Source organism: Piscinibacter sp. (genome assembly GCF_050175855.1).
In the GTDB taxonomy this organism is placed as follows: domain Bacteria; phylum Pseudomonadota; class Gammaproteobacteria; order Burkholderiales; family Burkholderiaceae_C; genus Piscinibacter.
On sequence record NZ_JBFXIO010000018.1, the window covers coordinates 1 to 26242 of the forward strand.

27 protein-coding genes are annotated in these 26242 nt (G+C 69.8%); 13 read left to right on the top strand and 14 right to left on the bottom strand.

Annotated features, from left to right (window positions below; genetic code table 11):
- The coding region (locus AB7U92_RS02945; protein WP_428574569.1) for an ABC transporter substrate-binding protein at positions 1-229 on the bottom strand (229 nt) is incomplete at its 3' end.
- A 268-nt stretch (positions 230-497) separates the two neighbouring features.
- On the opposite strand from AB7U92_RS02945, the gene AB7U92_RS02950 reads away from it, so the two are divergent.
- From AB7U92_RS02950 to AB7U92_RS02960, 3 genes are all read left to right on the top strand, one after another.
- A complete protein-coding gene (locus tag AB7U92_RS02950; protein WP_428574571.1) occupies positions 498-1616 on the top strand; it encodes a 5-methyltetrahydropteroyltriglutamate--homocysteine S-methyltransferase in 1119 nt (372 codons plus the stop codon).
- A 46-nt stretch (positions 1617-1662) separates the two neighbouring features.
- Positions 1663-2307 carry a TetR/AcrR family transcriptional regulator gene (locus AB7U92_RS02955; RefSeq protein WP_428574573.1) on the top strand — a complete coding sequence of 215 codons (645 nt, stop codon included), beginning with the start codon at positions 1663-1665 and terminating at the stop codon, positions 2305-2307.
- 85 nt (positions 2308-2392) lie between these two features.
- Positions 2393-3274 carry an alpha/beta hydrolase gene (locus AB7U92_RS02960; RefSeq protein ID WP_428574575.1) on the top strand — a complete coding sequence of 294 codons (882 nt, stop codon included), beginning with the start codon at positions 2393-2395 and terminating at the stop codon, positions 3272-3274.
- A gap of 1 nt (position 3275) precedes the next feature.
- On the opposite strand, the gene AB7U92_RS02965 is transcribed toward AB7U92_RS02960, so the two are convergent.
- Genes AB7U92_RS02965 through AB7U92_RS03010 form a run of 10 tightly spaced genes read right to left on the bottom strand, consistent with a single transcriptional unit; the run spans position 3276 to position 14132 of the window.
- The gene (locus AB7U92_RS02965) at positions 3276-3758 is read right to left on the bottom strand and encodes a MarR family winged helix-turn-helix transcriptional regulator (protein ID WP_428574577.1); all 483 of its coding nucleotides are present in this window, start codon (positions 3756-3758) and stop codon (positions 3276-3278) included.
- Positions 3755-5506, bottom strand: coding sequence for an acyl-CoA dehydrogenase family protein (locus tag AB7U92_RS02970; protein ID WP_428574579.1), 1752 nt, complete (start codon positions 5504-5506; stop codon positions 3755-3757). Before AB7U92_RS02970 ends, AB7U92_RS02965 begins: the two co-directional genes overlap by 4 nt.
- Before the next feature lie 12 nt (positions 5507-5518).
- Positions 5519-6259 (bottom strand): ABC transporter ATP-binding protein, encoded by a 741-nt coding sequence (locus AB7U92_RS02975; protein WP_428574581.1) that lies wholly within the window; start codon positions 6257-6259, stop codon positions 5519-5521.
- Between the two features lies 1 nt (position 6260).
- A complete protein-coding gene (locus AB7U92_RS02980) occupies positions 6261-8021 on the bottom strand; it encodes an ABC transporter permease subunit (RefSeq protein ID WP_428574584.1) in 1761 nt (586 codons plus the stop codon).
- Between the two features lie 4 nt (positions 8022-8025).
- Positions 8026-9066 (bottom strand): branched-chain amino acid ABC transporter permease, encoded by a 1041-nt coding sequence (locus AB7U92_RS02985; RefSeq protein ID WP_428574586.1) that lies wholly within the window; start codon positions 9064-9066, stop codon positions 8026-8028.
- Positions 9067-9069: 3 nt separating this feature from the next.
- A complete protein-coding gene (locus AB7U92_RS02990) occupies positions 9070-10203 on the bottom strand; it encodes an ABC transporter substrate-binding protein (RefSeq protein WP_428574588.1) in 1134 nt (377 codons plus the stop codon).
- A 34-nt stretch (positions 10204-10237) separates the two neighbouring features.
- Positions 10238-10669, bottom strand: coding sequence for an acyl-CoA thioesterase (locus tag AB7U92_RS02995; protein WP_428574590.1), 432 nt, complete (start codon positions 10667-10669; stop codon positions 10238-10240).
- Between the two features lie 12 nt (positions 10670-10681).
- Complete coding sequence (locus tag AB7U92_RS03000; protein WP_428574592.1) at positions 10682-11446, bottom strand: SDR family NAD(P)-dependent oxidoreductase; 765 nt, start codon at positions 11444-11446, stop codon at positions 10682-10684.
- A gap of 26 nt (positions 11447-11472) precedes the next feature.
- Entirely contained in the window at positions 11473-13323 is a 1851-nt protein-coding gene (locus AB7U92_RS03005; RefSeq protein WP_428574594.1) for a feruloyl-CoA synthase, read from the bottom strand.
- On the bottom strand, positions 13320-14132 hold the full coding sequence (locus tag AB7U92_RS03010) for a crotonase/enoyl-CoA hydratase family protein (RefSeq protein ID WP_428574596.1): 813 nt from the start codon (positions 14130-14132) through the stop codon (positions 13320-13322). The genes AB7U92_RS03005 and AB7U92_RS03010 overlap by 4 nt, the downstream gene beginning before the upstream one ends.
- 137 nt (positions 14133-14269) lie before the next feature.
- Between AB7U92_RS03010 and AB7U92_RS03015 the strand changes: the two genes are divergently transcribed.
- Positions 14270-15133, top strand: a complete 864-nt coding sequence (locus AB7U92_RS03015; protein WP_428574598.1) for an amidohydrolase family protein — start codon at positions 14270-14272, stop codon at positions 15131-15133.
- On the opposite strand, the gene AB7U92_RS03020 is transcribed toward AB7U92_RS03015, so the two are convergent.
- Positions 15126-16376 (bottom strand): thiolase family protein, encoded by a 1251-nt coding sequence (locus tag AB7U92_RS03020; protein WP_428574623.1) that lies wholly within the window; start codon positions 16374-16376, stop codon positions 15126-15128. The genes AB7U92_RS03015 and AB7U92_RS03020 overlap by 8 nt on opposite strands.
- A 14-nt stretch (positions 16377-16390) precedes the next feature.
- Positions 16391-18202: a feruloyl-CoA synthase gene (locus tag AB7U92_RS03025; protein WP_428574600.1), complete on the bottom strand. Its 1812-nt coding sequence runs from the start codon at positions 18200-18202 to the stop codon at positions 16391-16393.
- Between the two features lie 107 nt (positions 18203-18309).
- On the opposite strand from AB7U92_RS03025, the gene AB7U92_RS03030 reads away from it, so the two are divergent.
- On the top strand, positions 18310-18879 hold the full coding sequence (locus AB7U92_RS03030; protein WP_428574602.1) for a TetR/AcrR family transcriptional regulator: 570 nt from the start codon (positions 18310-18312) through the stop codon (positions 18877-18879).
- A gap of 64 nt (positions 18880-18943) precedes the next feature.
- Complete coding sequence (locus tag AB7U92_RS03035) at positions 18944-19765, top strand: universal stress protein (RefSeq protein WP_428574604.1); 822 nt, start codon at positions 18944-18946, stop codon at positions 19763-19765.
- A gap of 75 nt (positions 19766-19840) precedes the next feature.
- On the opposite strand, the gene AB7U92_RS03040 is transcribed toward AB7U92_RS03035, so the two are convergent.
- Positions 19841-20272, bottom strand: coding sequence for a universal stress protein (locus tag AB7U92_RS03040; protein WP_428574606.1), 432 nt, complete (start codon positions 20270-20272; stop codon positions 19841-19843).
- Between the two features lie 127 nt (positions 20273-20399).
- Between AB7U92_RS03040 and AB7U92_RS03045 the strand changes: the two genes are divergently transcribed.
- The 7 genes from AB7U92_RS03045 to AB7U92_RS03075 all read left to right on the top strand — a co-directional run.
- Positions 20400-21566, top strand: a complete 1167-nt coding sequence (locus AB7U92_RS03045; protein ID WP_428574608.1) for an ABC transporter substrate-binding protein — start codon at positions 20400-20402, stop codon at positions 21564-21566.
- Positions 21567-21569: 3 nt separating this feature from the next.
- A complete protein-coding gene (locus AB7U92_RS03050; RefSeq protein WP_428574610.1) occupies positions 21570-22445 on the top strand; it encodes a branched-chain amino acid ABC transporter permease in 876 nt (291 codons plus the stop codon).
- Positions 22435-23481, top strand: a complete 1047-nt coding sequence (locus tag AB7U92_RS03055; protein ID WP_428574612.1) for a branched-chain amino acid ABC transporter permease — start codon at positions 22435-22437, stop codon at positions 23479-23481. The genes AB7U92_RS03050 and AB7U92_RS03055 overlap by 11 nt, the downstream gene beginning before the upstream one ends.
- Positions 23474-24223: an ABC transporter ATP-binding protein gene (locus tag AB7U92_RS03060; protein WP_428574614.1), complete on the top strand. Its 750-nt coding sequence runs from the start codon at positions 23474-23476 to the stop codon at positions 24221-24223. Before AB7U92_RS03055 ends, AB7U92_RS03060 begins: the two co-directional genes overlap by 8 nt.
- Before the next feature lies 1 nt (position 24224).
- Entirely contained in the window at positions 24225-24926 is a 702-nt protein-coding gene (locus AB7U92_RS03065) for an ABC transporter ATP-binding protein (protein WP_428574616.1), read from the top strand.
- Positions 24927-24949: 23 nt separating this feature from the next.
- Entirely contained in the window at positions 24950-25252 is a 303-nt protein-coding gene (locus AB7U92_RS03070; protein WP_428574619.1) for an antibiotic biosynthesis monooxygenase family protein, read from the top strand.
- A gap of 89 nt (positions 25253-25341) precedes the next feature.
- Positions 25342-26242: DUF4331 domain-containing protein (locus AB7U92_RS03075; protein WP_428574621.1), on the top strand; the 901-nt coding region annotated here is incomplete at its 3' end.

Genomic DNA, 26242 nt, shown 5'->3' on the forward strand with positions numbered 1-26242 from the left:
CCTTGACGATCACCTCGACCTTGCGGCCGGCGATGGTGTTGCCGTTCTGCGCCAGGTAGAGCTTCACGGCCGCATCGATCTGCCGGCCGGTGGTGGCCTGCTGGCCCGTCATCGGCAGGATCAGGCCGATCTTGATCGGGTCGGCAGCCAGGGCCTGCGGGCCGACGAGGCCCATGCCCAGGGTCAGGGAGGCAGCGGCGAGGCCGCGCAGGGCAGTGCGCTTGTGCATGTGAAGTCTCCAGGGAGGGGGCCCGATTCTCGCGCCGGCCGGCCCGGTGCCCATCGTGGGGTTCACCTACTGCGGGAGAACCCTGAGCGCGGCTGCCGTCCAAGCTGGCGAGCGGGCGCCGATGGTGGGCCGGCACCCTGGTTGCGGGCAACGCGGGGCTCCCACTAGCAGCTATCGCAATCGGGCATGGGCGGCTGTCTCGGCCGGCATGGCCGCGCCCGCGGCGCGCTCCTATGATTGCCCGCGAATCCCGCTTCCGGAGACTTCCATGACCGCACGCACCACGCCGCCCTTCCGCGCCGACCACGTCGGCAGCTTCCTTCGCCCGGCCTACCTGCTCGAGGCGCGCGAGCAGTTCTTCGTGAAGAAGTCGATCGACGCCGCGCAGCTGCGCGCGGTGGAAGACCGGGCCATCACCGAGATCGTCAAGTTCCAGCAGGACGTCGGCCTGCACTCGATCACCGACGGCGAGTTCCGCCGCACCTACTTCCACATCGATTTCCTCGAGCAGCTCGGCGGCGTCAAGACCGACATTCCGGTCACCGTGAAGAAGCCCGACGGCACCGAGGAGCTGGCGCCGCCGGTGATCCGGGTGATCGACAAGGTGCGGCACGTGAAGGACATCCAGAAGGCGGACTTCGAGTACCTGAAGTCCCAGGTGGCCGCCGGCATGACGCCGAAGGTGACCATCCCTTCGCCCACCATGCTGCACTTCCGCGGCGGCCGCGCCGGGATCAGCCGCGAGGCCTATCCGGAACTGGAGCCGACCTTCTACGACGATGTCGCCCAGGCCTACGGCGAGGAGCTGCAGTCCCTCTACGACGCCGGCTGCCGCTACGTGCAGATGGACGACACCAACCTCGCCTACCTGTGCGACGAGAAGATGCGCGAGGCGGCCCGATCGCGCGGCGACGACCCCAACGAGCTGCCGCACCGCTACGCCAAGTTCATCAACAAGGTGGTGGCGAAGAAGCCCGCCGGCATGACACTGGCCATGCACCTGTGCCGCGGCAACTTCAAGAGCACGCACGCCGCCGCGGGCAACTACGAGCCGGTGGCCGAGGCGCTGCTGGCCGAGATGAACCTCGACGCCTTCTTCCTGGAGTACGACGACGAGCGCTCGGGCGATTTCCGCCCGCTGCGTTACCTGCCCAAGGGCAAGATCGTCGTGCTGGGCCTGGTGACCACCAAGTTCGGCCAGCTCGAGAGCAAGGACGAGCTCAAGCGCCGCATCGACGAGGCGGCCAAGTACGCCCCGCTCGACCAGCTGTGCCTCAGCCCGCAATGCGGCTTCTCCAGCACCGTGCACGGCAACAACATCGCAGTGGAAGACCAGCGCCGCAAGCTGGCGCTGGTGGTCGAGACGGCCCGGGAAGTCTGGGGCTGATCGCCGGGCGTTTGCACTTTCGCACGATCGTGCTAAATTGGAGCCCATGGACGGCTCCATCCCGGTCGAAGCGAAGACGCAGCGCAGCGGGCTGACGCTTGCCGCCATCCTCGACACCGCGCTCGAGATGGCGGCGTCCGACGGCCTGGAGAGCCTGACCATCGGCGAGGTGGCCAAGCGGCTCGGGCTCTCGAAGAGCGGCGTGTTTTCGCGCATCGGTTCGCGCGAGGCGCTGCAGAAGGCGGTGATCGAGGAGTACGACCGCCGCTTCCTGCAGGACGTGTTCGTGCCCGCGATGCGCGAGCCGCGCGGCCTGCCGCGGCTGAACGCGATCATGCGGCTGTGGCTGCAGCGCGCGCGCGACGTCGAGATCCGCACCGGCTGCATCTACTGTGCCGGCGCCTTCGAGTTCGACGACCGCGAAGGTCCGCTGCGCGACCTGCTGCTCGATGGCACGATGCGCTGGCGCGCGGCGCTCAAGCGCACCGTGATCCAGGCCATCGACGAAGGCCACCTGAAACCCGACACCGATGCCGAGCAGCTCGTCTACGAGCTCGACGGCCTGTTCGTGGCGCTGATGCGCGAAGCGCGCTTCCTGCGCGACCCGAAAGCCGCCGACCGCGCCTGGCTCGCCTACCAGCGACTGGTCGGCTCGCTGGTCACCGAGCGCGCACGCCAGCCGCAGCGCTGATTCCCCGATGAAGCACGCTCCCGCCCCGGCGGCACGAAGCCGCAGTCACATTTCGCACGATCGTGCGAACACAGGAGATCCCACCATGTCCACGCCCACCGGTTCCACCAACCCTGCCGCGGCCTTCTACGCGGCGAATCCTTCAGCCCGTCTGCTCGGCGTCGGCCTGCGTCTGGTCGACCGGCTGGCGCCGGGCCTGGGCACACGCGGCGCCTTGCGCCTGTTCTTTACCCCGCTGCCGTGGAAGCTGGCCGCGCGCCGGCCGATGCCCGCACCCTGGCAGCTGACGCATTGGCCTTTCGAGGGCGTGCGCCTGGCGATGCACCGGCGCGGCGACCTCGCTCCTGGCCGGCCGGTGGTGCTGCTGGTGCACGGATGGGCCGGCCATGCCGGGCAGATGCGCCGCCTCGGCGACACGCTGGCGGCCGCGGGCTTCGACCCGGTGCTGCTGGACCTGCCCGCGCACGGCCGCAGCGGCGGCTGGCGCAGCACGCTGCCGCAGTTCGCCCGCGCGGTATTCGCAGCGGCCTCCCGGCTCGGGCCGTTGCACGGCGTGGTGGCGCATTCGCTCGGTGCGCTGGCGGCGCTGCATGCCGCCGCGCGCGGCCTGCCGGTGCAGCGGCTGGCGCTGATCTCGCCGTCGGCGCCGCCGGCGCAGTTCATCGGCTGGTTCGCGCGCAGCTTCGGCCTGCCGGTGGGGCTGGGCGATCGCATGCGCGAACAGATCGAGCGGCGCGAAGGTGTAATGCTGGCCGAGTTCGAGCCGCCCTGGCTGGGGCCGCGCATCGTGCAGCCGGCACTGCTGTTGCACGATGAGGCTGACCGCATCGCGCCGTTCGCGGCGAGCGAACGGCTGGCGGCGTTGCTGCCCTCGGCCTCGCTGCGCGCGCACGGCGGGCTCGGGCACCGGCGCATCCTCGACGACGACGCCGTGGCCGCGGCCGTGGCATCGCACCTGCGCGGCTGAGTCAGGCCGAGCTCGCGGCCTCGCTGGCGGCGGCGCGACGCCGCGCCGGCGTGCGCAGGCCGACCTTGAGCAGCAGCTCGACCAGCAGCGCGCGCTCGGCCGGCGAGAGCACGGCCAGCGTGCCCTCTTCCATCGAAGCGGCGATCTTCTGAGCGCGCTTGACGAGGTCGCGCCCGGCCGGTGTGAGGTGGATGATCATCGCGCGGCGGTCCTGCGTGCTGCGCACGCGCTCCACCCAGCCGCGCTCGACGAGGCGGTCGATGGTGATGGCCATGTTCGGCGCCGACACATCGAGGGCCTCGCCGAGCTGCTTCTGGTTGACCTCGTGATTGGAGGCCACCAGCACCAGCAGCGAGTAGTCGAGCACCTTCAGGCCCAGGGGCCCCAGCTCGCGCTCGAAGTCCTTGCGCAGCACGATGGCGGCGCGGCTGGCGACGTAGCCCACCAGCGTGGTGAGCCGCGAGTGGTCGAGCCCGGCGCTCATGCGATTTCGCCCAGCGCCACGCGGGCGAAAGGCTGCCAGCCCGCGCGGGCCTGGGCGAGCGCGTGGTCGAACTCCGGCCTCAGGTGGGTGAAGCAGTGCGCCGCGCTTTCGCGCTTGGCGGCGTGGAAGGCGTCACCCGCGTGCTCGGGTCGCGAGGACACGGCCTCGGCACGCGCCCAGGCGTGGGCGATCAGCGCCAGCGCGGTGGCGCGCAGCAGATCGTCGGCGACGCGGAAGGGCAGCTCGGCGTCGTCGCGCGCGGCGTGCACCACGTCGGCGGCCAGCTCGCCGAGCAGGCGCAGCTGCTCGAAGGCTTGCGCGCCGTGCGTGGCGTCGGCCGGCAGCGCTGCCGCGAGCGATTCCAGCCAGGCGGCGAATCGGCGGCCGCCGTCGGCCACCAGCTTGCGCGCCACCAGGTCGATCGCCTGGATCTGGTTGGTGCCCTCGTAGATCATCGCGATGCGCGCGTCGCGCACGCACTGTTCGACGCCCCAGTCGTGCGTGTAGCCGTGGCCGCCGAAGACCTGCAGCGCGTCGCTGGCCAGCGCGAAGCCGTTGTCGGTGAGGAAGGACTTGAGCACCGGCGTCAGCAGCGCCGCCTGCTCCTGCGCGCGCTCGCGCGCGGCGGTGTCGGGCGACTGCTCGGCGAGATCGATCAGGTGCGCCGCCTCGTAGGCGATCACCCGCGCGCCTTCGACCAGCACGCGCTGGCGCAGCAGCGTGCGGCGCATCGCCGGGTGCAGCACGATCGGGTCGGCGGCGCCCTTCGCCTCGGCGCGCACCGGCGCACGCGACTGCAGCCGCTCATGGGCGTACACGACGGCATTGCGGTGCGCGTTCTGCGCATGCGCCAGGCCTTGCAGCGCCACGTGCAGGCGTGCTGCGTTCATCATCGCGAACATCGCCTGCAGGCCGCGGTTCGGCTCGCCCACCAGCCAGCCGGTGGCGCCGTCGAAGGCCATCACGCAGGTGGCGCTGCCCTTGATGCCCATCTTCTTCTCGATGCCGTCGCAGCGCAGCGCATTGCGAGAGCCGTCGGGCAGGAACTTCGGCGCGAGGAAGAGCGAGATGCCTTTCGTGCCGGCCGGCGCGTCGGGCAACCGCGCCAGCACCAGGTGCACGATGTTGTCGGTCAGGTCGTGCTCGCCGCCGGAGATGAAGATCTTGGTGCCCTTCAGGCGGTACGAGCCGTCCGCCGCTGCCAGGGCGCGCGTCGAGAGCAGGCCCAGGTCCGAGCCCGCATGCGCCTCGGTCAGGCACATCGTCGAGAGCCACTCGCCGCTGACCACCTTGCCGAGATAGCGCTGCTGCAGTTCCGGCGACGCGTGCAGGTGCAGGCACTCGTAGGCGCCGTGCAGCAGGCCCGGGTACATGGTCCAGGCATGGTTGGCGGCCGCCAGCATCTCGTACAGCGCCGCGTTGAGCACCTGCGGCAGGCCCTGGCCGCCCACGGTCGGATCGCAGGCCAGCGCCGGCCAGCCGGCCTCGACGAAGGCGCGGTAGGCCTCCTTGAAGCCCCTGGGCGTGCGAACCTCACCGTCGGCGAGCGTGCAGCCTTCGAGGTCGCCGTTCGCATTGGTCGGCGCCAGCACCTCGGTGGCGAAACGCGCTGCCTCGGCCAGCACCTGGCGTGCGGTGTCGGCATCGAGCTCGGCGAAGGCCGGCACGCCGGCCCATTGCGCCGGCAGGCCGAGCACATCCTCGATCACGTAGCGCATGTCGCGCAGCGGCGCTTCGTACTGCCACATCGCGGAGCTGCCTTACGCCGAAGCCTTCTGGCGGGCAGCGCCGAGGTAGGTGTCGATCACGCGCGGGTCGCGGGCCAGGTCCTCGGCCGGGCCTTCGAGCGCGATCTCGCCCATCTCGAGCACGTAGCCGTGGTCGGCCACCTCCAGCGCGGCGCGGGCGTTCTGCTCGACGAGCAGGATGGTCACGCCGGTGGCGCGCAGGCCTTCGATGGTGCGGAAGATCTCCTTCACCACCAGCGGCGCGAGACCGAGGCTGGGCTCGTCGAGCATCAGCAGGTCGGGCTGGCTCATCAGCGCGCGGCCGACCGCGAGCATCTGGCGCTCGCCGCCGGACAGCGTGCCGGCCAGCTGCATGCGCCGCTCCTTCAGGCGCGGGAACAGCGTGTAGACCTGCTCGAGCACCTGGGCGCCGGTCTTGCGGCCGAGCAGCACTTGGCGGTAGCCGCCGAGCAACAGGTTGTCTTCCACCGGCATGGTGCCGAACAGCGCGCGCGTCTCGGGCACCAGCGCGATGCCCTGCATCACCCGCTCCTCCAGTGTCTTCAGGCCGATCGGCTGGCCGCGGTAGGCGATCGTGCCGCGCGAGGGCAGCACGCCCATCAGCGCGTTGAGCAGCGTCGACTTGCCGGCACCGTTCGGGCCGATCACGGTGACCACGCTGCCCTTCTTCGCCTGGAGGTTCAGGCCATGCAGGACCTCGGCGCGGCCGTAACCGGCGTGCAGGTCCTTCACGTCGAGGATGAGTTCAGACATCTCAATGCTCCGTGCCGAGGTAGGCAGCGCGAACCGCCGGGCTGGCCTGCACCTCTTCGGGCGTGCCCTCGATCAGCTTGGTGCCGAACTCCATCACCACCACGCGGTCGACCAGGCCCATCACCAGGTCCATGTCGTGCTCGACCAGCAGGATGGCCATGCCTTCGTCGCGCAGCTGGCGCAGCACGGCGGCCAGCGCCTGCTTCTCCTTCAGGCGCAATCCGGCGGCCGGCTCGTCGAGCAGCAGCAGCAAGGGGTCGGCGCACAGCGCGCGGGCGATCTCCATCAGGCGCTGCGGGCCCAGCGCCAGGTTGCCGGCCAGCTCGTGCATGCGGTCGGCCATGCCGATGCGCTCGAGCTGCTGCTGAGCCTCGCGCAGCAGGCGCTTCTCTTCCGTGCGGTCCAGGCGAAGCACGGCCGACGCCACGCCGGCCGAACCGCGCAGGTGGGCGCCGAGCGCGACGTTCTCCAGCACCGTCATCGTCGGGATCATCTTGACGTGCTGGAAGGTCCGCGCCACGCCGCGCGCGGCGATCTCGCGCGAGGGCAGGCTCTGGATCTGCTGGCCGCGCAGCGTGACCTGGCCGCGCGTGGCCGGCAGCACGCCGGTGACGAGGTTGAAGGTGGTCGACTTGCCCGCGCCGTTGGGCCCGATCAGGCCGAGGATCTGGCCGGCGCGCACCTGGAAGCTGACGTCGTTGACCGCCACGAGGCCGCCGAACTCCTTGCGCGCGTCCTTCACGTCGAGCACCACCTCGCCGCGCGGCGGCTGCTCACGGTGCGGCAGCGGCTGCGCGTCGGCCCAGTCGACCGCGCGCGGCGGCTTCGGGAAGCGCGCCTCGACGAAGGCCCAGATGCCGTCGCGCGCGTACTGCAGCACGAGGATCAGCAGGATGCCGAAGACGATGATCTCGTAGTTGCCGCTGGTGCCGAACAGCGCGGGAAGCCAGTCCTGCAGCTGCTCCTCCATCACCTTGACGACGGTGGAGCCGACGATCGCGCCCCACACATGGCCGACGCCGCCGACCACCGCCATGAACAGGTACTCGATGCCCTTGTTCAGGCCGAACGGCGAGGGATTCACCGTGCGCTGGAAGTGCGCGAACAGCCAGCCCGAGACGCTGGCCAGCAGCGCGGCCAGCACGAAGGCGGTGACCTTCAGGCGGAAGGTGTTGACGCCCATCGCCTCGGCCATGGTCGTGCCGCCCTTGACGGCGCGCAGCGCCCGCCCGGTGCGCGAGTCGAGCAGGCGGATCGAGCCGAACGCCGCCAGCAGCACCAGCAGCCACAGCAGGTAGTAGAAGTGACGGCCGGTATTGAGCACGATGCCGAAGAACTCGATGGCGGGGATGCCCAGCAGGCCGTCGTACTTGCCCAGCGCGTCGATGTTGCCCAGCAGGTAGTACAGGCTCAGGCCCCAGGCGATGGTGGCCAGCGGCAGGAAGTGTCCCGACATGCGCAGCGTGATCCAGCCCAGCACCAGTGCCGCGACGAAGGTGAAGGCCAGGCCGACCCACACCGTGAGCCAGGGCGAGACCCCGTGCGTCAGCGTGAGGTAGGCGGCCGTGTAGGCGCCCATGCCGACGAAGGCAGCCTGGCCGAAGCTGGTCAGGCCGGCCACGCCGGTCAGCAGCACCAGGCCGATGGCGACCAGCGAATACAGGCCGATGTAGTTGGCCTGGGTGATCCAGAACTCGGGCACCGGCAGCAGCGGCAGGGCTGCCACCAGCACGACGAAAGCGATCAGGACATAGCGGCGCATGGGATCACTCTTCCTCGTCGTGATGGCCGTGCTGGAAGCTGCGCCACAGCAGCACGGGGATGATCAGCGTGAAGACGATGACCTCCTTGAAGGCACTGGCCCAGAACGAGCCGAAGCTCTCGATCAGGCCGACGAAGATCGCGCCGAGCGCGGCGGCCGGGTAGCTGGAGAGCGCGCCGAAGATCGCGGCCACGAAGCCCTTCAGGCCGATCAGGAAGCCGGAGTCGTAGAACATCGTCGTGGTCGGCCCGATCAGCAGGCCCGACAGCGCGCCCATGAAGGCGGCCAGGCCGAAGCTCATCCGGCCGGCGCCGGAGGTGGAGATGCCCATCAGCCGCGCGCCCAGCCGGTTCACCGCGGTGGCGCGCAGCGCCTTGCCGCGCAGCGTGCGCTCGAAGAACAGGTACAGCGCGACGATCAGCGCGATCGAGACCATGAAGATGATCAGCGTCTGGCCCGACAGCGTGAGTGGCCCGGCCGTGAAGCGCGCATCCCAGAAGCTCGGGTTGCGGAAGCCCTCGGCGCCGAAGAACACCAGGCCCAGGCCGGTGAGCGCGAAGTGCGCGCCGACCGAGACGATCAGCAGCACCAGCACGGTGGCATCGGCCAGCCTCTCGTAGGCCAGGCGGTAGAGCAAGGGACCGAGCGGGGTCACGATCGCCAGCGTCAGCAGGCTCTGCAGCAGCAGCGGCAGCTGCCTCGGCGCCGCCCACCAGGTGACGGCGGTGACCGCCACCGGGAAGGCCAGCGACTTCAGCAGGCCCAGCGCCACCGCGCTCGCCGGCAGCCCGCGCCGCAGGTCGGCCACGGCGTCGAGCACGGCCGCGGCCACGGCCATCACCAGCAGCAGCCACACCGTGCCCGGCACCTGACCGAGCTGCAGCAGCGCCAGCGTGAGCGCGCCGTAGGCGACGAACTCGCCCTGCGGGATGAAGATCACCCGCGTGACGGCGAATACCAGCACCGTGGCCAGGGCCAGCAGCGCATAGACCGCGCCGTTGGTGATGCCGTCCAGCGTCAGGATGCTGGCGATCGTGAAGTCCATCGCTTACTCGACCTTCCAGTCGCCGTTCACCACCTTGAGGATCACGCCGGTCTCGGTGGTGAAGCCCCAGTGGTTGTCCTTGGTGTAGTTCAGCACGCCGTGCGAGACGACGGTGCGACCCATGTTCTCGACGGCGTCGCGCAGCGCGGCACGGAACTCCTTGGTGCCCGGCTTGGCCTTCTTCAGCGCCACCGGCACGACCTTCTCGAGCACGACGATGGCGTCGTAGGCGTGGCCGCCGAACTGGTTGCGGCTGCCCGCGCCGTAGGCCTTCTCGTACTTGGCGACGAAGTCGGCCGCCAGCGCCTTGGACGGGTGGTTGGCCGGCAGCTGCTCGGGGATCACCGCCGGGCCGGAGGTCACGAAGGCGCCTTCGACGTCCTTGCCGCCCACGCGCACCAGGTCGCGCGAGGCCGCAGCGTGGGTCTGGTAGATCTTGCCCTTGAAGCCGCGCTCGACGATGCCCTTGTGCGGCATCGCGGCGCCCGAGCCGGAGGCGACGATCAGCATCGCGTCGGGATTGGCCGAGACCAGCTTGAGCGCCTGCGCGGTGACGCTGGTGTCGGCGCGCGCGAAGCGCTCGGTGGCGATGATCTGCGGGCCGCCCAGCGCCTGCGACTGCGCCTTGAAGTCGTTCAGCCAGCTCTCACCGTAGGCATCGGTGTAGCCGAGGAAGCCGACGGTCTTCACGCCGTTCTTCTTCATGTGCTCGATCATCGCGAAGGCCATCACCGCGTTGCCCTGCGGCAGACGGAAGGCCCAGTGGTCCTTGCCCGCGGGCAGCACGGCCGGCGAGAACATGAACTGCACCGTCTCCGACTCGGCGATCGGGCCGGCCATCGCGATGGCCACCGGCGTGGCGGCGGAGCCCATGATGATGTCGGCCTTGTCCTCGGTGATGAACTTCTTCGCGTTGGTCACGCCCTTGGTCGGGTCGGTGGCGTCGTCGAGCACTATCACGTTGAGCTTCTCGCCGGCGATCTCCTTCGGCCAGAGCTTGATGTAGTTGGCCATCGGGATGCCCAGGCCGGAGGCCGGGCCGGTCAGCGGCAGGCTGATGCCGATGGTGATGTCGGCCTGCGCGGCGCCGGCCAGCAGGGCCGTCGCGACGGCGACCAGGGTCTTCAGAGCTTTCATCGCTTTGTCTCCGGAAGTTGAGAGGGGAAAGGGATCAAGAGCACAGGGCCTTGATGTCGTCGGGAACGGGAATCGCGCGCAGCCGGTCGGGGTTGTCGGCATCGCGCTTGACGAAGGCGCGCACCTCGCGGCCTTCGCAGATCAGGTCCTCACCTTGTGGACTCGCCCGCGTCACGCGGTGCATCTGCACGAACACCTTCTCGCGCCACTCCTCGATCCAGGTGGCGATGGTGATCGTCTCGCCGTAGGTCACGGCCTTGATGAACTTCGTGTTGATCTCGAGCAGCGGCGTGCCGACGATGCCGCGCGTCTTGACCAGCTCGCGCCACGGCGGCAGGCCGCAGTCCATGAAGAACTTCAGCGAGGCCGCATCCATCCAGCGCGAGAAATTCGGGAAGAACACGATCCCTGCGGGATCGCAGTCGCCGAAGTGCACGTCGACGGAGTGGAGGGTGGTCTTGGGCATGGGTTGGCGGTCTCAGCGCGGGGCCAGGCGCAGCGCGCCGTCCAGCCGGATCACCTCGCCGTTGAGCGAGAGGTTGCGGATGATGCCCGCGGCCAGCTCGGCGAACTCTTCGGGTTTGCCCAGACGCTTGGGGAAGGGAATGCTCGCGGCCAGCGACTCCTGCACCTGCTGCGGCAGCTCGGCCATCAAGGGCGTGAGGAACAGGCCCGGCGCGATGGTGCACACGCGCACGCCGAACTGCGCCAGGTCGCGCGCCAGCGGCAGCGTCATGCCGACGATGCCGCCCTTGCTGGCCGCGTAGGCCTCCTGACCCACCTGGCCGTCGAAGGCGGCCACCGAGGCGGTGTTGACGACCACGCCGCGCTCGCCATCGGTCAGCGGATCGAGCTTGACCATTTCGGCCACCACCAGGCGGGTGATGTTGTAGGTGCCGATCAGGTTGACGCGCACCACGCGCTCGAAGTCTTCCAGCGGCGCGGGCGAGCCGTCCTTGCCGACGATGCGCCTGGCCGTGCCGATGCCGGCGACGTTCATCAGCATCCGCGCCGGGCCGTGGGCAGCACGGGCCGCATCGAGCGCAGCCGTGACGCTCGCGGTGTCGGTGATGTCGCAGCCGAGCCCGAGGCCACCGATTTCCGCGGCGAGCGCCTGCGCGCCCTCCGCATTGCGGTCGAGCACCGCCACCTTCGCGCCCTGGCGGGCGAGTTCGCGCGCGGTGGCGGCGCCCAGGCCCGAGGCCCCTCCGGTGACGAGTGCGGCGTGTCCGGCGATGTCCATGTGCGTGTCCTCGAATCAGCGATGGCTCAGCGCTGCGGCAGGTAGACGCCGTCGCCGCCGGCGTACAGGTGCTCGACCAGCGCCTCGCGGTGTGTCAGCACGGCGCGCTGGTTGATCGAGCCCTTGTCGGTGACCTCGCCGCGGTCGATGCTCGGCGGATCGACCAGCACCAGCGCGCGCGCCACCCGCGTGGCGCTGCCGGTGCCGGCGGCCCACTGGCCATCGACCAGGCGCTGGAAGAACTCGTGCACCTCGGGCGCGGCCAGCACGTCGGCCGCCGGCGCGTCGGCGGCCAGGCCGGCGAAGGCGCGGCAGGCGTCCAGGCGCGGGAAGATCAAGAGGCCGATCTCGTCGCGGTTGAGGCCGGCCACCACCACGTCCTGCACGCAGGGGTCGCCGGCGGCGATCACGCGGGCACGCAGCGGGCCCACCGAGACGAAGGTGCCGGTGGAGAGCTTGAAGTCCTCGGCGGTGCGGCCGTCGAACATGAAGCCGCGGCCGGGGCGGGTCGGGTCGATCGGCTTGATCGCATCGCCGCTGCAGTAGAAGCCTTCGGCGTCGAACGATTCGGCGGTCTGCTCCGGTGCGCGCCAGAAGCCCGGCGTGACGTTGGGGCCGCGGTAGCGCACCTCGGTCTTGTCGCCACTGGGCACCAGCTTGAGCTCCATGCCCGGCGCCGGCAGGCCGATGTGGCCCGACTTCACTTCGCCGGCGTTGGCGCACACGGCGAACGGCGCGGTCTCGGTCATGCCCAGGCCGGTGAGCATGCGGATGCGCTCGCCGCAGGTCTGCTCGGCGATGCGGTCGAGCTTGTCCCACACCGGCTGCGACAGGCCCGCGCCGGCGAAGAAGAACATGTTGACGCGTGCAAACAGCGAGTCGCGCAGTTTCGCGTCGCTGTCCATCGCGTTGGCGATCTCCTCGAAGCCCTTGGGCACGTTGAAGTACACCGTGGGCGAGATCTCGCGCAGGTTGCGCAGCGTCTCGTGGATCAGCGCCGGCGTCGGCTTGCCTTCGTCGATGTAGAGCGTCCCGCCGTTGTAGATGGTCAGGCCGACGTTATGGTTGCCGCCGAAGGTGTGGTTCCAGGGCAGCCAGTCCACCAGCACCGGCCGCACCTGGCCGAGGCCGGGGAAGCACTGCAGGATCTGCTGCTGGTTGGCGCAGATCATGCGCTGCGTGTTGATCACGCCCTTGGGCAGCTTGGTCGAGCCCGAGGTGAAGAGGAACTTGGCGATGGTGTCGGGGCCGACCTTCTCGTGGGCCGCGTCCACCGCCGCGGTGGCAGGCGAGGCGAGCAGGTCGTCGAACGACAGGGTCTTGCGTCCGTCGATCGTGCCCTGCGTCAGCACCACCGGCGTGCTGGCCGGCACCACCGCCTGGATGGCGCGGCCATAGCCGCTGGCCGACGAGGCGAACACCAGGCCCGGCGTCAGCACGCCGAGGATGTGGCGCAGCTTGCCGTAGTCCTGCGAGACGGTGGAATAGGCCGGCGACACCGGCGCGAAGGGAACGCCGGCGAACATGGCACCCAGGCCGAGCAGCAGGTGCTCGAGGTCGTTGTCCGACAGGATGGCCACCGGGTGCTGCGCCGACAGGCCGAGGTCGAGCAGGTGCTGGGCGATGCGCTTCGCGGCATCGACCGCCTGCGCGTAGCTGATGCGCCGCCAGTCGCCGCCGTGCACGCGCTTGGCGGCCAGGGTGTGGTCGGGCGACACCTGCGCCCAGTGCAGCAGCCGGTCGGTCAGGCGCTGCGGATACTCGCCGAGAGGCTCGGTCGAGGTGACGATCGTGCAGCCGTCCTCGCGACTCTCGAAGTGCGCCGACAGCGAGCCGCCGAGCGGCAGCGCACGATACCGGGCCGGCGCGGCGCTCACGCCTTCTTCTCCACCTTGCCGGCGCGCTTCTCGAGGAAGGCACGCACGCGCTGCTTGGCGGCATCGTCGCCCTGGGCGATGGCGGCCATCAGCGATTCGACGAATAGCCCGTCGTTCTGCGACAGGTCGGCGATGCGCGGCAGCGCCTGCATCACCGAGAAATTGGACAGCGGTGCGTTGCCGGCGATCTTCGCGGCCAGCTCGCAGCCCTTGGCGAAGCCGGCGCCGGCCGGCACCACGTACTGCGACAGGCCGCGGCGCTCGCCTTCCTGCGCATCCAGCACACGGCCGGTGAGCATCATGTCGGTCATGGTGTGAACGCCGGCCAGGCGCGGCACGCGCGCCGAGCCGCCGCCGCCGACGAAGATGCCGCGCTGCCCCTCGGGCAGGCCGTAGTAGGCGCTCTCTTCGGCCACGCGGATGTGGCAGCTGCTGGCCAGCTCCAGCCCGCCGCCGACCACCGCGCCGTGCAGCACCGCCACCACCGGCACGCGGCCGAACTGGATGGCGTCCATCGCAGCGTGCCAGGTGCGTGAATGGATGACCCCCTCGGCCACGCTGCGCTCGCTCAGCTCGGACAGGTCGAGACCGGCGCAGAAGTGATCGCCCTCGCCGGTGAGCACGACCGCCTTGACCGCCTCGGGCAGCGAGACGAAGGCGCTGTGCAGCTGGGCGACCAGCGTGTCGTTGACGGCGTTGCGCTTGGCCGGGCGATTCAGCCGGACATGCGCGACGTCATCGGCGATCTCGATACGCAGCAGGTCGAGCGCGGCCAGCGCACCGGTGGCGGGAACGAAGTTGAGGCTCATGGGGGTCTCGCAAATTTAGTTAGAAGTTTTAACTAACTAGCCCGAGGCATCCACCGGGTAAACCCTGTTGAACTCTTGTGCGGAGTCGATCTTTTAGTTATCTTCACTAAGCAATTCGCCCGCGACCTGGAGACGCCATGAACACCGCCGAGCTGATCGCCATCGACGTGCATACGCACGCCGAGGTGTCCTGCTGGAACCCCTTCGACAACTACGGCGAGGAGTACGACCGCGCCGCCGACAAGTACTTCGGCAGCAACCGCCGGCCGACGATTGACGAAACGGTGGCCTACTACCGCGAGAAGAAGATCGGCCTGGTGATGTTCACCGTCGACAGCGAGGCGCAGCTCGGCCGGCGCCGCATCCCGAACGAGGAGATCGCGGAGGCGGCGAAGAAGAACAGCGACATGATGATCTGCTTCGGCAGCATCGACCCGCACAAGGGCAGGATGGGTGCGCGCGAGGCGCGCAAGCTCATCGAGGAGCATGGCGTGCGCGGCTTCAAGTTCCACCCGACGGTGCAGGGCTTCCTGCCCTACGACAAGATGGCCTGGCCGATCTACGAGGTGATCGCCGAGCACAAGCTGCCGGCGATCTTCCACAGCGGCCACTCGGGCATCGGCTCGGGCATGCGCTGCGGCGGCGGCCTGCGCCTGCAGAACAGCAACCCGATGCTGCTCGAAGACGTGGCAATCGATTTCCCCGACATCCAGATCGTCGTGGCCCACCCGAGCTGGCCGTGGCAGGACGAGGCGCTGTCGCTGGCGCTGCACAAGCCGAACGTGTGGATCGACCTGTCGGGCTGGAGCCCGAAGTACTTTCCGCCCCAGCTCGTGCAGTACGCCAACACGCTGCTGAAGGACCGCATGCTGTTCGGCAGCGACTACCCGCTGATCACGCCTGAGCGATGGATGAAGGACTTCGGCGATGCGGGGTTCAAGCCGGCGGTGCACGAGCTGATCCTCAAGAAGAACGCGATGCGGCTGCTGGGGCTCAGCTAGCGTCAGGGTTCTCGACCAGCAAGGCGATGCCCTGCCCACCGCCGACACAGGCCGAGGCAACGCCCCAGCGCGCGCCGATCTCGCGCAGCTGGCGCGCCACGGTGATCGTCAGGCGTACGCCGGTGGCGGCCAGCGGGTGGCCGAGCGCGATGGCGCCGCCCTTGGCATTGAGCCTGGCCGGGTCGAGCCCGAGCTCGCGCTGCACGGCCAACGTCTGTGCGCCCTGCGCCTCGTTGATCTCGAAGCGGGCGATGTCGTCGAGCTTCAGCCCGGCGCGCTCGAGCAGCAGGCGGATCGCCGGCGCCGGGCCGATGCCCATGATCTCGGGCGGCACGCCCACGGCCGCCGCTGCGACCAGGCGCGCCATCGGCCGGCCACCCCAGTCGCGCGTGGCCGGGCCCGAGGCGACCAGTGCCGCCACCGCTGCATCGGTCAGCGCCGAACTGTTGCCTCCGGTCTGCACGCCGTCCTTGAACACCGGCCGCAGCCTGGCCAGCACCTCGGGCGGCGACAGGCGCGGGTGCGTGTCGCGGTCGGCCACCGGTGCCTTGCCGGCCAGGCGGATGCCGCGCGGCTTGTAGCCCTCCAGCTCGAACACCTCGTTGGCCACCGGCACGATCTCGCCGGCGAAGAACCCGGCCTCCTGCGCCGCCACCGCGCGGGCGAAGGATTCGCTGGCGAAGGCATCGACCTGCTCCCGGGTGATGCCGTACTTCCTGGCGAGGTTCTCGGCGGTCTGGATCATCGAGATCGCCGGCGCGGGGTCGGTCAGCGCCTCCCACATGTAGTCGCGGAACTGCGGCGGCATGCCGAGCTTGAAGCCCTGGCGATGCTCGAAGGCGGCGATCGGGTTGCGTGTCATCGACTCGGTGCCGACCAGCAGCGCGAGGCTGGCCGCGCCGGTGGCGATCTGCTCGCCGGCCTGGCGGAACAGTTCGAAGCCGGTGCCGCAGATGCGCTGCACCATGATCGCGCTCACCTCGCAGGGCACGCCGGCATACAGGCCGATGTGGCGCGGCACGTAGAACTGGTCGAAGCCGCCGGGCGCCATGTTGCCGGCGAGCACGGAGTCGACCTGCTCGGCCGCGAGGCCAGTGCGCTGGAAGACCTCTCGCGCCACCTTGATGCCGAGGTCGATCGGATTGGCGTCGGCGAAGGCGCCACAGTAGTCGACCATCGGCGTGCGCACGCCGTCGAGGATCCAGGTGTCGGAGAAGGACTGGAAGAGGCCGCGGGACATGATGGGTTCCTTGAGGGTCAGGTGCGGATGACGCGGGGGTCCGGCGTGGCCGCGTACAGCGCCTCCACCTCCGCCGCGCGGCGGCGCAGCACCGCGCCCTGGTTGATGTAGCCCTTGTCGGTGATCTCGCCGGCGTCGGCGTTCGGCGGCTCGGCGAGCCACAGCGCGCGCACCGGCGTCTGCGAGGAGCCTCCGCCTTCGGCGCGCAGCGCCGCCAGCGCGGCGCGGGTGCGGTCGGCGAGATCGGCCGGCGGCACGTCCTTCGCCGCCGGGCTGGGGAAGAGCAGCACGCCGACGTCGCCACGGTCGTGGCCGGCGATCACCGCATCCTGCGCCAGCGGTGCCAGCGCCGACACCACGCGCAGCCGCAGCGTGCCGACCGACACCCAGGTGCCCGACGACAGCTTGAAGTCCTCCGCCACGCGGCCGTTGAAGGCCACGCCGCGCTCGGGCCGAGCCTCGTCGACGAGGTAGCCGGCATCGCCGATGCGGTAGTAGCCCTCCTCGTCGAACGCTTGCGTGGTGAGCGCCGGCGCGTTGCGGTAGCCGGGGAAGACCGAGACGCCGCGCACGCGCATCTCGAGCTTCTCGCCGTTGGGCACGAACTTCAGCTCCATGCCCGGCAGCGGCGCGCCGATGCAGCCGGCGCGCTCGAGCTTCCAGTGCGCCGAGGTGATCGCCGGCGAGGTCTCGGTCGAGCCCCAGGAGGTGGTGAACCACACCGGCTCGCTGCGCGCCCGGCGTGCCACCGCCTCCAGCCGCTCCCAGCTCGACTGCGCCAGCGCCGCGCCGGCGTAGAACACCATGCGCAGCCGGGCGAAGAACTCGCGCGCCAGCGCCTCGTCCTTCTCGAGGAAGGGCAGCAGCATGTCGAAACCGCGCGGCACGTTGAAGTACAGCGTCGGCTTCACCTCCAGCAGGTTCTTCACCGACTTCTCCACCAGCCCGGGCGCCGGCCGCCCCTCGTCGATATACAGCGAACCGCCGTTGCGCAGCACCAGGTTGAAGTTGTGGTTGCCGCCGAAGGTGTGGCTCCAGGGCAGCCAGTCCAGCACCACCGGCTTCTCGAGCTCGAGGAAGCGCCAGGCCTGCGCGATCATCTGCTGGTTGGCGCACAGCATGCGGTGGGTGTTGATGACCACCTTGGGGTGGCCGGTCGAGCCCGAGGTCAGCAGGTATTTGGCATGGTCGTCGGGCTGGATCGCCTCGAAGGCCGCCATCACCGCCGGGCTCTCGGCGGTGCGGGTGAGGCTGTCGAAGCCCAGCGCGCCGGGGTGCGTGTCGGCGCCCTGGCTGAATACCGTGACCACGCCGAGCGCCGCGCTGGCGATCGCCGGGCCGTACACCGACGCATCCGCGGCGTAGACCAGCGCCGGCCCGAGCGTATTGAGGATGCCCTGGATCTTGGTGTAGTCCTTCGTGAGCCGGCAGTAGGCGCTGGAGACCGTGCACACCGGCCGGCCGACGTGCATCGCCGCCAGCATCAGCAGCGCGTGGTCGACCGAGTTGTCCGACAGCACCACCACCGGCCGGCCCGGCGGCAGGTGCAGGCCGATCAGGCTCTGCGCGATCGAGCCGACGAGCTTGCGCACCTGCGCATAGCTGAGCGTGCGCCAGCCGCCGGCCGCGTCGCGCTCGGCGAGGAACACGGTGTCCGGCGTCGCCTGAGCCCAGTGCTCCAGCCATTCGCCGATGCAGCGCGCATAGGGCTTGAGCGGCTCCGGCGAGCGCAGCACGAAGGCGCCGCCGTCGAAGTGCAGCCGCACCGCTCGCGGCGGCGCGAGCATCGCCGGATCGTCGAAGAAGCCGGAGGACGGAACCGCTGCCATGGCGCACTCCATACAGTTCTGTATGGATCGATCCTAGGTTACCTGCACGATATTGCACATCGGGATTGCCCTAGGTTCCGTACAGTGCTGTATGGCATCATCCCTGCATGACCGCACGCAGCACGCTGACCCCCGAGGCCTGGATTGCCGCCGCGACCGACGTGCTGGTCGACCAGGGCATCGACGCGGTGCGCGTGGACGTGCTGGCCAAGGCGATGGAAGTCACCCGCGGCAGCTTCTACTGGCACTTCAGGGATCGCGAAGCGCTGCTCGTGGCCGTGCTCAACGCCTGGCGCGATGGCGCCACCGAGCAGGTGATCAAACGCTTCGAAGGCCAGAACACCGACCCGAAGGCGCTGATCGGCGAGCTGATCTCGCTGCCCTTTCGCGGCCGCAGTGCCGAGCGCGCGGCGCGCGTCGAGCTCGCCATCCGCGCCTGGGCCCGGCGCGACGCGCTGGCGCGGCAGGCCGTCGACGAGGTCGACGAGCGGCGCCTGTCGTACATCTCGCAGTGCTTCTCGGCGCTGGGCTTTCCGATCGCCGAGGCACGCGCGCGCGCCTTCATCCTCTATGCCTACGAAGTCGCCGAGTCCATCCTCTCGCAGCAGGGCACGCTGTCGCAGAAGAAGGAGCGCAGCGCGCTGCTGCAGCGGCTGGTGAGCACGCGGCTCGATTGACGGCCGTCAACGGCGCCTCGCCGGCCGCGGCTTAGCGTGCCGGCTCGACCACCGGAGACTGCCGATGAGCACGCTGAAATCCCTTGTCGTCCACGTCGACGCCTCGCCGCAGGCCGCGGTGCGGCTCAAGCTCGCCGAGCAGATCGCGCTGGCCCACGGCGCCCATGCCACCGCGGTGTATGCCGTGACCTCGGCACTGGTGCGCTACCCGATGGCGATGGCCGCGGGCGCCGACATGGCGCCGGCGCTGGCCGAGGTCGATGCGCAGCGGCTGGAGGCGGCGCGCAAGCTCTACGCCGCCACGGTCTCGCCCGCCCAGGTGAGCTGGGCGGAGTGCACCGGTGCGCCCATCGCCGACACGGCCGGGCAGGCGCTCTACGCCGACCTGCTGGTGCTGGGCCAGCGCGCCGCCGACGAAACGCGCGACATCGACGTGCCGCCCGACTTCGTCTCCTCGGTGCTGATCGACAGCGGTCGCCCGGCCATCGTGGTGCCGCACATCGCCCGTTCACCGATCAAGCTCGACCGCGTGCTGGTGGCCTGGAAACCGACGCGTGAATCGGCGCGCGCCGTCACCGCCGCGCTGCCGCTGCTGCAGCAGGCGGGCTCGGTCACGGTGGTCGCCTTCGACGAGGGCGACGAACCGGCCCGCGGAGACGACATCCTCGGCTACCTGCGCCGGCATGGCGTGCAGGCGGCGTTCAAGCGCGAGGTGGCTGCCGAGATCAGCGTGGGCGACCAGCTCCTCTCGCTGGCCGCCGACGATCAGTCGCAGCTGCTGGTGATGGGCTGCTACGGCCACGGCCGTGCGCGCGAATGGATCCTCGGCGGGGTGTCGCGCACGGTGATCGCCTCGATGACGATACCCGTCCTCATGAGCCACTGAATCAGCCCCCCCAGTCGCTGCGCTCCTGCCCCCGAGGGGCGCCGTCCGGCTTGGGGCGGCCCGGCTCCGGACACCTCACTCGGCGCCGCGCACCACCGTCACCGGCATCGACGCGTCGTGCAGCAGCGCGTGGGCGACGGAGCCGAGCCGGCGCCCTTCGCTCTCGCCCTTGCCGTGGGCGCCGACGACGATCATCGCGCAGCCCTCGTCCTCGGCGATGTCGAGCAGCGCGTGGATGGGCTCCCCGCGCGCGACTTCGATCTCATGGTCGACGCCGGCGGCGCTGCACAGCGCCACGGCGTCGGCCAGCAGGTATTCGCCGGCCTCGCGGGCGATCTGCTCGATCGCCTCGGCGTCGTGCACGCGCAGCAGTTCGTACAGGCCGGCAGGCTCCTGCACGTTGGCCAGCAGCAGGCTGGCGCGCAGCCCCTCGCGGACGAGCTGCAGCGCGTGGCGGACGGCGGCGAGCGACTCGGCCGAGCCGTCGACGGGAACGAGGATCTTCATGGTGGTGCTCCGGGCTGGGGCGCAGTATCCCCCAGGGCCCGGCAGGCCGGGCCGACTTCTGTCAAACCCCGATGGCCAGCGGCCCTCGGGTCGATAGCATCGCCGGCATCCTGACCCGGAGTCCACCATGGCCGCCTTCACCCGCCTCGCCCTCGCCGCCGCCTGCGCCGCCGCCTTCGCCACCTCCGCGCACGCCCAGGGCAACGCCCCGATCAAGGTCGGCCTGATGCTGCCGGCCACCGGCACCTTCGCGGCGCTGGGCGACATGATCGAGAAAGGCTTCCGCCTGCACGTGCAGGAGCAGGGCGGCAAGCTCGCCGGCCGCGAGATCCAGTATTTCCGCGTCGACGACGAGAGCGACCCCTCCAAGGCCACCGACAACGTCAACAAGCTGATCAAGCGCGACCAGGTCGACGTGCTGGTCGGCACCGTGCACTCCGGCGTGGCGCTGGCGATGGCCAAGGCCGCCAAGGAGAGCAACACGCTGCTGATCGTGCCCAACGCCGGGGCCGACGCGATCACCGGCCCGATGTGCGGCGCGAACATCATCCGCTCGAGCTTCAGCAACTGGCAGCCGGGCTACTCGACCGGCGTGGTCGCGGCGCAGAAGGGCTACAAGCGCGCGATGACCATCACCTGGAACTACGCCGCCGGCCAGGAAACGGTGAAGGGCTTCCGCGAGGCCTTCGAGAAGGGCGGCGGCCAGGTCATCAAGGACCTCAACCTGCCCTTCCCCAACGTCGAGTTCCAGGCCCTGCTGACCGAGATCGCGGCGCAGAAGCCTGACGTGGTGTTCGCCTTCTTCGCCGGCGGCGGCGCGGTGAAGTTCGTCAAGGACTACGACGCCGCGGGCCTGAAGAAGACCGTACCGCTGTTCGGCTCGGGCTTCCTGACCGACGGCACGCTGCAGGCGCAGGGCGCCTCGGCGCAGGGCCTGTTCACCACGCTGCACTACGCCGACAGCCTGGACATCCCGAAGAACAACAGCTTCCGCAAGAACTTCGCGCTGGCCTACAAGCAGAACGCCGACGTCTACGCGGTGCAGGGCTACGACGCGGCGCAGATCCTCTCGGCCGGCCTGAACGCCGTGAAGGGCGACATGGGCAAGCGCGACGCCATGCTCGCTGCGATGCGCAAGGCCACGGTGGACAGCCCGCGCGGCAAGTTCACCCTTTCGCCGGCCGGGAACCCGGTGCAGGACATGTACCTGCGCGAGGCCAAGGGCGAGAACAACGAGTTCCGCGCGGTGGCCGTGAAGGCCCTGGCGGACCCCGCGCGGGGCTGTAAGCTCTGACGGGTGGACTTCGCCACCTTCCTTGTCCAGTGCCTGAACGCCGTCCAGTACGGCCTGCTGCTCTTCCTCGTCGCCAGCGGACTGACGCTGATCTTCGGGATCATGGGCGTGATCAATCTCGCCCATGGCAGCTTCTACATGATCGGCGCCTACATGGCCTTCGTGCTGGCGCCGTGGTTCGGCGACTGGTACCTGACCAAGCTCGCGGCCGGGGTGATCCTCGCCGCGGTGTTCGGCTACCTGCTCGAGTGGGCCTTCTTCAGCTTCCTCTACCAGCGTGACCACCTCCAGCAGGTGCTGATGACCTATGCGCTGATCCTCGTCTTCGAGGAGCTGCGCTCGCTCACCGTGGGCAACGACGTGCACGGCGTACAGGCGCCCTCGTGGCTGGCCGGCGGCTTCAGGCTCGGCGAGCTGATGAGCTACCCGTGGTACCGCGTGTTCGCGTCGGTGGCCTGCATCGTGCTCGCGGTGGCGCTGTACTGGGTGGTCAACCGCACGAAGCTGGGCATGATGATCCGCGCCGGCGCGAGCAACCGCGACATGGTGCGCGGCCTGGGCATCGACATCCAGCGCCTCTATCGCATCGTCTTCGCCGGTGGCGTGGCGCTGGCCGCGCTGGCCGGCATGATCGCCGCGCCACTGTCGTCGGTGTATCCGAACATGGGCGGCAGCGTGCTGATCATCTGCTTCGTGGTGGTGGTGATCGGCGGCATCGGTTCGATCACCGGCGCGCTGATCGCCTCGCTGCTGGTCGGCTTCGTCGACACCTTCGGCAAGGTGTTCTTCGCCGAGTACAGCGGCATCGGCGTCTACCTGCTGATGGCCATCATCCTGATCTGGAAGCCCGAAGGGCTGATGAAGCAGCATGGCCGCTGAGCACGCCGACCCTGCCGCTTCGCGCTTCGGATGGCTGGTGCCGGTGCTCGGCCTGGCGGTGCTGGCTGCGCTGCCGGCGGTGCTGACGCCCTACACGCAGGACCTGGTGCTGAAGATCGCCGTGTTCGCGATCTTCGCGCTCAGCCTCGAGCTGCTGGTGGGCACGACCGGGCTGGTGAGCCTGGGGCACGCGGCCTTCTTCGGCATCGGCGCCTATGCGGCGGTGCTGTTCACCGGCGGCGTCGGTTCGCTGCCCGCAGGCCTGGCCTGGCTGGCCGGCGACGGCGGCGCGGCGCCGCTGCTCAAGCTGCTGGCGCTGTCGATCGGCTTCGCGGCGCTGTACGCGCTATTCGTCGGCGCGCTGAGCCTGCGCACCACCGGCGTCTACTTCATCATGGTCACGCTGGCCTTCGCGCAGATGGCCTACTTCGTCTTCCACGACACCAAGGTCGGCGGCGGCAGCGATGGCATCTTCCTCTACGCCAAGCCGGTGCTGGAGATCGGCGGCAGCACGCTGATCGATCTCGACCGCAAGACCCACTTCTACTACTTCACCCTCGGCGCGCTGGCGGTCACGCACGGCGTGCTGGCGCTGGTGATCCGCTCGCGGCTCGGCCACGCGCTGGCCGGCATCCGCGTCAACGAGCAGCGCATGCGCGCCGCCGGTTTCCGCACCTACGGCTACAAGCTCGCCGCCTTCGTGATCGCCGGGGCGCTGGCCGGGCTGGCCGGCTTCCTCGTCGGCGTGAAGGACGGCGCGGTGAACCCGGAGCTTCTGTCGTGGCACGAGTCGGGCGCGGTGCTGCTGATGATCATCCTCGGCGGCATCGGCAGCCTGCGCGGCGCGGTGCTCGGTGCGGTGGCCTTCACGCTGCTCAAGGAGCTGTTCCAGAGCGAGGCGCTGCTCGGCCCGATCGCCGGCCACTGGCAGCTCACGCTCGGCCTGACCATCATCGCCTTCGTGGCGCTGCTGCCCAAGGGGCTGATCGGGCTGAAGCAGCGGCTCGGGCTCGGCCGGGGAGCGTCTCATGGCTGAGGTGCTGCTGCGCTCCAACCTGCTGACGCGCCGCTTCGGTGGGCTCACGGCCGTCAACGGCGTGTCACTCGAGTTCCGCGTCGGCGAGGTGCATGCGGTGATCGGCACCAACGGCGCGGGCAAGTCGACGCTGATCAACATGCTGTCGGGCGAGATCCCGGCGTCCTCCGGCAGCATCCACTTCGACGGGCAGGACATCACCGACTGGCCGCAGCCGAAGCGCGCACGCGCCGGCATCGGCCGCAGCTACCAGCGCACCACCATCTTCCCGGAGTTCAGCGTGCTGGAGAACTGCCGGCTGTGCGCGCAGGCCGCGCTGCCGCGCGCCTGGGCGGTGTGGGAAGCGGCGCAGCGCTGCGAGGCGAGCCTGGCGGTGGCGCGCGAAGCGCTTTACGCGGCGGGCCTGGCCGATGTGGCCCGGCGCGCGGCCGGCACGCTCAGCCACGGCGGAAAGCGGCAGCTGGAGATCGCCATGTGCCTGGCCACGAAGCCACGCGTGCTGCTGCTCGACGAACCGCTGGCCGGCATGGGCGCCGAGGAGACCGACCGCATGCTCGCGCTGCTGGCCTCGCTGAAGGCCACGCACGCCGTGCTGCTGGTGGAGCACGACATGGACGCAGTGTTCCGCATCGCCGATCGCATCACGGTGATGGTCAACGGCGAGGTCATCGCCAGCGACGCGCCGGCGGCCATCCGCGCCAACCGCGACGTGCAGACCGCCTACCTGGGCGAAGGTCACTGACATGTTGAGCATCGCCGACCTCAACACCTACTACGGTGAGGCGCACATCCTGCGCGGTGCGGCGCTCGAGTTGCCCGACGGCACCGCGCTCGGCTTGCTCGGCCGCAATGGCATGGGCAAGACCACGCTGATCCGCACGCTGATGGGCTACGTGCGCCCGGCCTCGGGCCGCGTCGCCTGGGAAGGCAAGGACGTGACCGGCTGGCCGCCCGAGCGCATGGCGCGGCTCGGCATCGGCTACGTGCCCGAAGGCCGCGGCATCTTCCCCAACCTCAGCGTGCGCGAGAACCTGCTGATGAGCGCGCGCGCCGGCGTCGATGGCAAGCGGGAGTGGACCGAAGAGCGCGTGCTCGCCACCTTCCCACGACTGGCCGAGCGGCTCGTGCACGGCGGCGGCCAGCTCTCCGGCGGCGAGCAGCAGATGCTCTCGATCGGCCGCGCGCTGATGACCAACCCGAAACTGATGATCCTCGACGAGGCGACCGAGGGCCTGGCGCCGCTGATCGTCGCCGAGATCTGGCGCGTGATCGGCCAGATCCGCGCCACCGGCATCAGCACGCTGATCGTCGACCGCGACTACCGCAAGGTGCTCGCCCACACCGACCGCGCGGCGGTGATGGAGAAGGGCCGCATCGTGATGGCCGGCGCGAGCGACACGCTGGCCGCCGACACGGCCGCGCTGGCCCAGTACCTCGGCGTGTGAACGCCGCCTTCCGGAAGAAGACCATGATCCTCGAACTCGCCGACATCCGCATCCACCCCGGCCAGCAGGCCGCCTTCGACGAAGCCATCGTGCGCGGCGTCACCACGGTGATCAGCCAGGCCCAGGGCTTTCGCGGCTACAAGGTGAACAAGGGCATCGAGTCGCCCGAGCGCTACGTCCTGCAGATCTTCTGGGACACGCTGGAAGACCACACCGTGCACTTCCGCGGCGGGCCGCTGTTCCCGCAGTGGCGCGCCATCGTCGGGCCGTTCTTCGCACAGCCGCCGGTGGTGGAGCACTTCGAGCTGGTCGGCAAGTCGGACTGATCCAGTCGCGCATCCAGTTTCCGGTCTCCCGCGTAAGACGGTGAAGACGCCGAAGGACGGCGTCGTCAACGTCTGACCAGGAGACCCCCGTGAAGATTGCCCCCCGCCTCGGCGGCGCGCTCGCCGCCGTCCCCCTTGCCATGGCCATGCTGGCCGGCACCGCTCATGCCTCCAGCCACCGCGAGGCGCCGTTCATCACCACGGCACCGAAGGTCGATGCCACCGACTTCTACATGTTCCGCAGCTACGAGAGCGGGCGTGACGGCTACGTCACGCTGCTCGCGAACTACCAGCCGCTGCAGGACGCCTACGGCGGCCCGAACTATTTCTCGATGGATCCGAACGCGCTGTACGAGATTCACATCGACAACACCGGCGACGCCAAGGAAGACCTGACCTTCCAGTTCCGCTTCCAGAACAAGCTGGCCAACAACGGCGCGGGAGTCAGCCTGAACGTCGGCGGCAAGTCGGTCGGCATCCCGCTGATCCAGGCCGGCACGGTGGCCAGCGTCAAGGATGCCAACCTGCAGCTCGGCGAGAGCTACACGGTCAGCGTCGTCCGCGGCGACCGCCGGCGCGGCTCCGTGCAAGCCGTGACCAACACCGCCGACGGCCGCGCCGCCTTCGACAAGCCGGTCGACAACATCGGCCGCAAGACCATCGCCGACTACGTCGCCTACGCGGCTCAGCATGTCTACGAGGTCAACATTCCCGGCTGCGGCATGCCCGGGCGCGTGTTCGTCGGACAGCGACAGGATCCGTTCGCGGTCAACCTCGGCACGATCTTCGACCTGGTCAACGCGCCCGTCGCGGTGATCACCGATCCGTCGCTGATCGGCGCCGCGCCGAACACCATCGGCGACAAGAACGTCACCACGTTGGCGCTGGAGGTGCACCGCAGTTGCCTGGTCAACGGCGACGACACGATCGGCGGCTGGACCACTGCCAGCCTGCGCCAGGCGCGCCTGCTCGACGGCAAGCCGGCCAGCG

Bases quoted from the DNA above. Each gene is read 5' to 3' on its own strand.
- AB7U92_RS02950 (WP_428574571.1), top strand. From the start codon at position 498: ATGACCGCACGCACCACGCCGCCCTTCCGCGCCGACCACGTCGGCAGC.
- AB7U92_RS02955 (WP_428574573.1), top strand. From the start codon at position 1,663: ATGGACGGCTCCATCCCGGTCGAAGCGAAGACGCAGCGCAGCGGGCTG.
- AB7U92_RS02960 (WP_428574575.1), top strand. From the start codon at position 2,393: ATGTCCACGCCCACCGGTTCCACCAACCCTGCCGCGGCCTTCTACGCG.
- AB7U92_RS02965 (WP_428574577.1), bottom strand. From the start codon at position 3,758: ATGAGCGCCGGGCTCGACCACTCGCGGCTCACCACGCTGGTGGGCTAC.
- AB7U92_RS02970 (WP_428574579.1), bottom strand. From the start codon at position 5,506: ATGTGGCAGTACGAAGCGCCGCTGCGCGACATGCGCTACGTGATCGAG.
- AB7U92_RS02975 (WP_428574581.1), bottom strand. From the start codon at position 6,259: ATGTCTGAACTCATCCTCGACGTGAAGGACCTGCACGCCGGTTACGGC.
- AB7U92_RS02980 (WP_428574584.1), bottom strand. From the start codon at position 8,021: ATGCGCCGCTATGTCCTGATCGCTTTCGTCGTGCTGGTGGCAGCCCTG.
- AB7U92_RS02985 (WP_428574586.1), bottom strand. From the start codon at position 9,066: ATGGACTTCACGATCGCCAGCATCCTGACGCTGGACGGCATCACCAAC.
- AB7U92_RS02990 (WP_428574588.1), bottom strand. From the start codon at position 10,203: ATGAAAGCTCTGAAGACCCTGGTCGCCGTCGCGACGGCCCTGCTGGCC.
- AB7U92_RS02995 (WP_428574590.1), bottom strand. From the start codon at position 10,669: ATGCCCAAGACCACCCTCCACTCCGTCGACGTGCACTTCGGCGACTGC.
- AB7U92_RS03000 (WP_428574592.1), bottom strand. From the start codon at position 11,446: ATGGACATCGCCGGACACGCCGCACTCGTCACCGGAGGGGCCTCGGGC.
- AB7U92_RS03010 (WP_428574596.1), bottom strand. From the start codon at position 14,132: ATGAGCCTCAACTTCGTTCCCGCCACCGGTGCGCTGGCCGCGCTCGAC.
- AB7U92_RS03015 (WP_428574598.1), top strand. From the start codon at position 14,270: ATGAACACCGCCGAGCTGATCGCCATCGACGTGCATACGCACGCCGAG.
- AB7U92_RS03025 (WP_428574600.1), bottom strand. From the start codon at position 18,202: ATGGCAGCGGTTCCGTCCTCCGGCTTCTTCGACGATCCGGCGATGCTC.
- AB7U92_RS03030 (WP_428574602.1), top strand. From the start codon at position 18,310: ATGACCGCACGCAGCACGCTGACCCCCGAGGCCTGGATTGCCGCCGCG.
- AB7U92_RS03035 (WP_428574604.1), top strand. From the start codon at position 18,944: ATGAGCACGCTGAAATCCCTTGTCGTCCACGTCGACGCCTCGCCGCAG.
- AB7U92_RS03040 (WP_428574606.1), bottom strand. From the start codon at position 20,272: ATGAAGATCCTCGTTCCCGTCGACGGCTCGGCCGAGTCGCTCGCCGCC.
- AB7U92_RS03045 (WP_428574608.1), top strand. From the start codon at position 20,400: ATGGCCGCCTTCACCCGCCTCGCCCTCGCCGCCGCCTGCGCCGCCGCC.
- AB7U92_RS03055 (WP_428574612.1), top strand. From the start codon at position 22,435: ATGGCCGCTGAGCACGCCGACCCTGCCGCTTCGCGCTTCGGATGGCTG.
- AB7U92_RS03060 (WP_428574614.1), top strand. From the start codon at position 23,474: ATGGCTGAGGTGCTGCTGCGCTCCAACCTGCTGACGCGCCGCTTCGGT.
- AB7U92_RS03065 (WP_428574616.1), top strand. From the start codon at position 24,225: ATGTTGAGCATCGCCGACCTCAACACCTACTACGGTGAGGCGCACATC.
- AB7U92_RS03070 (WP_428574619.1), top strand. From the start codon at position 24,950: ATGATCCTCGAACTCGCCGACATCCGCATCCACCCCGGCCAGCAGGCC.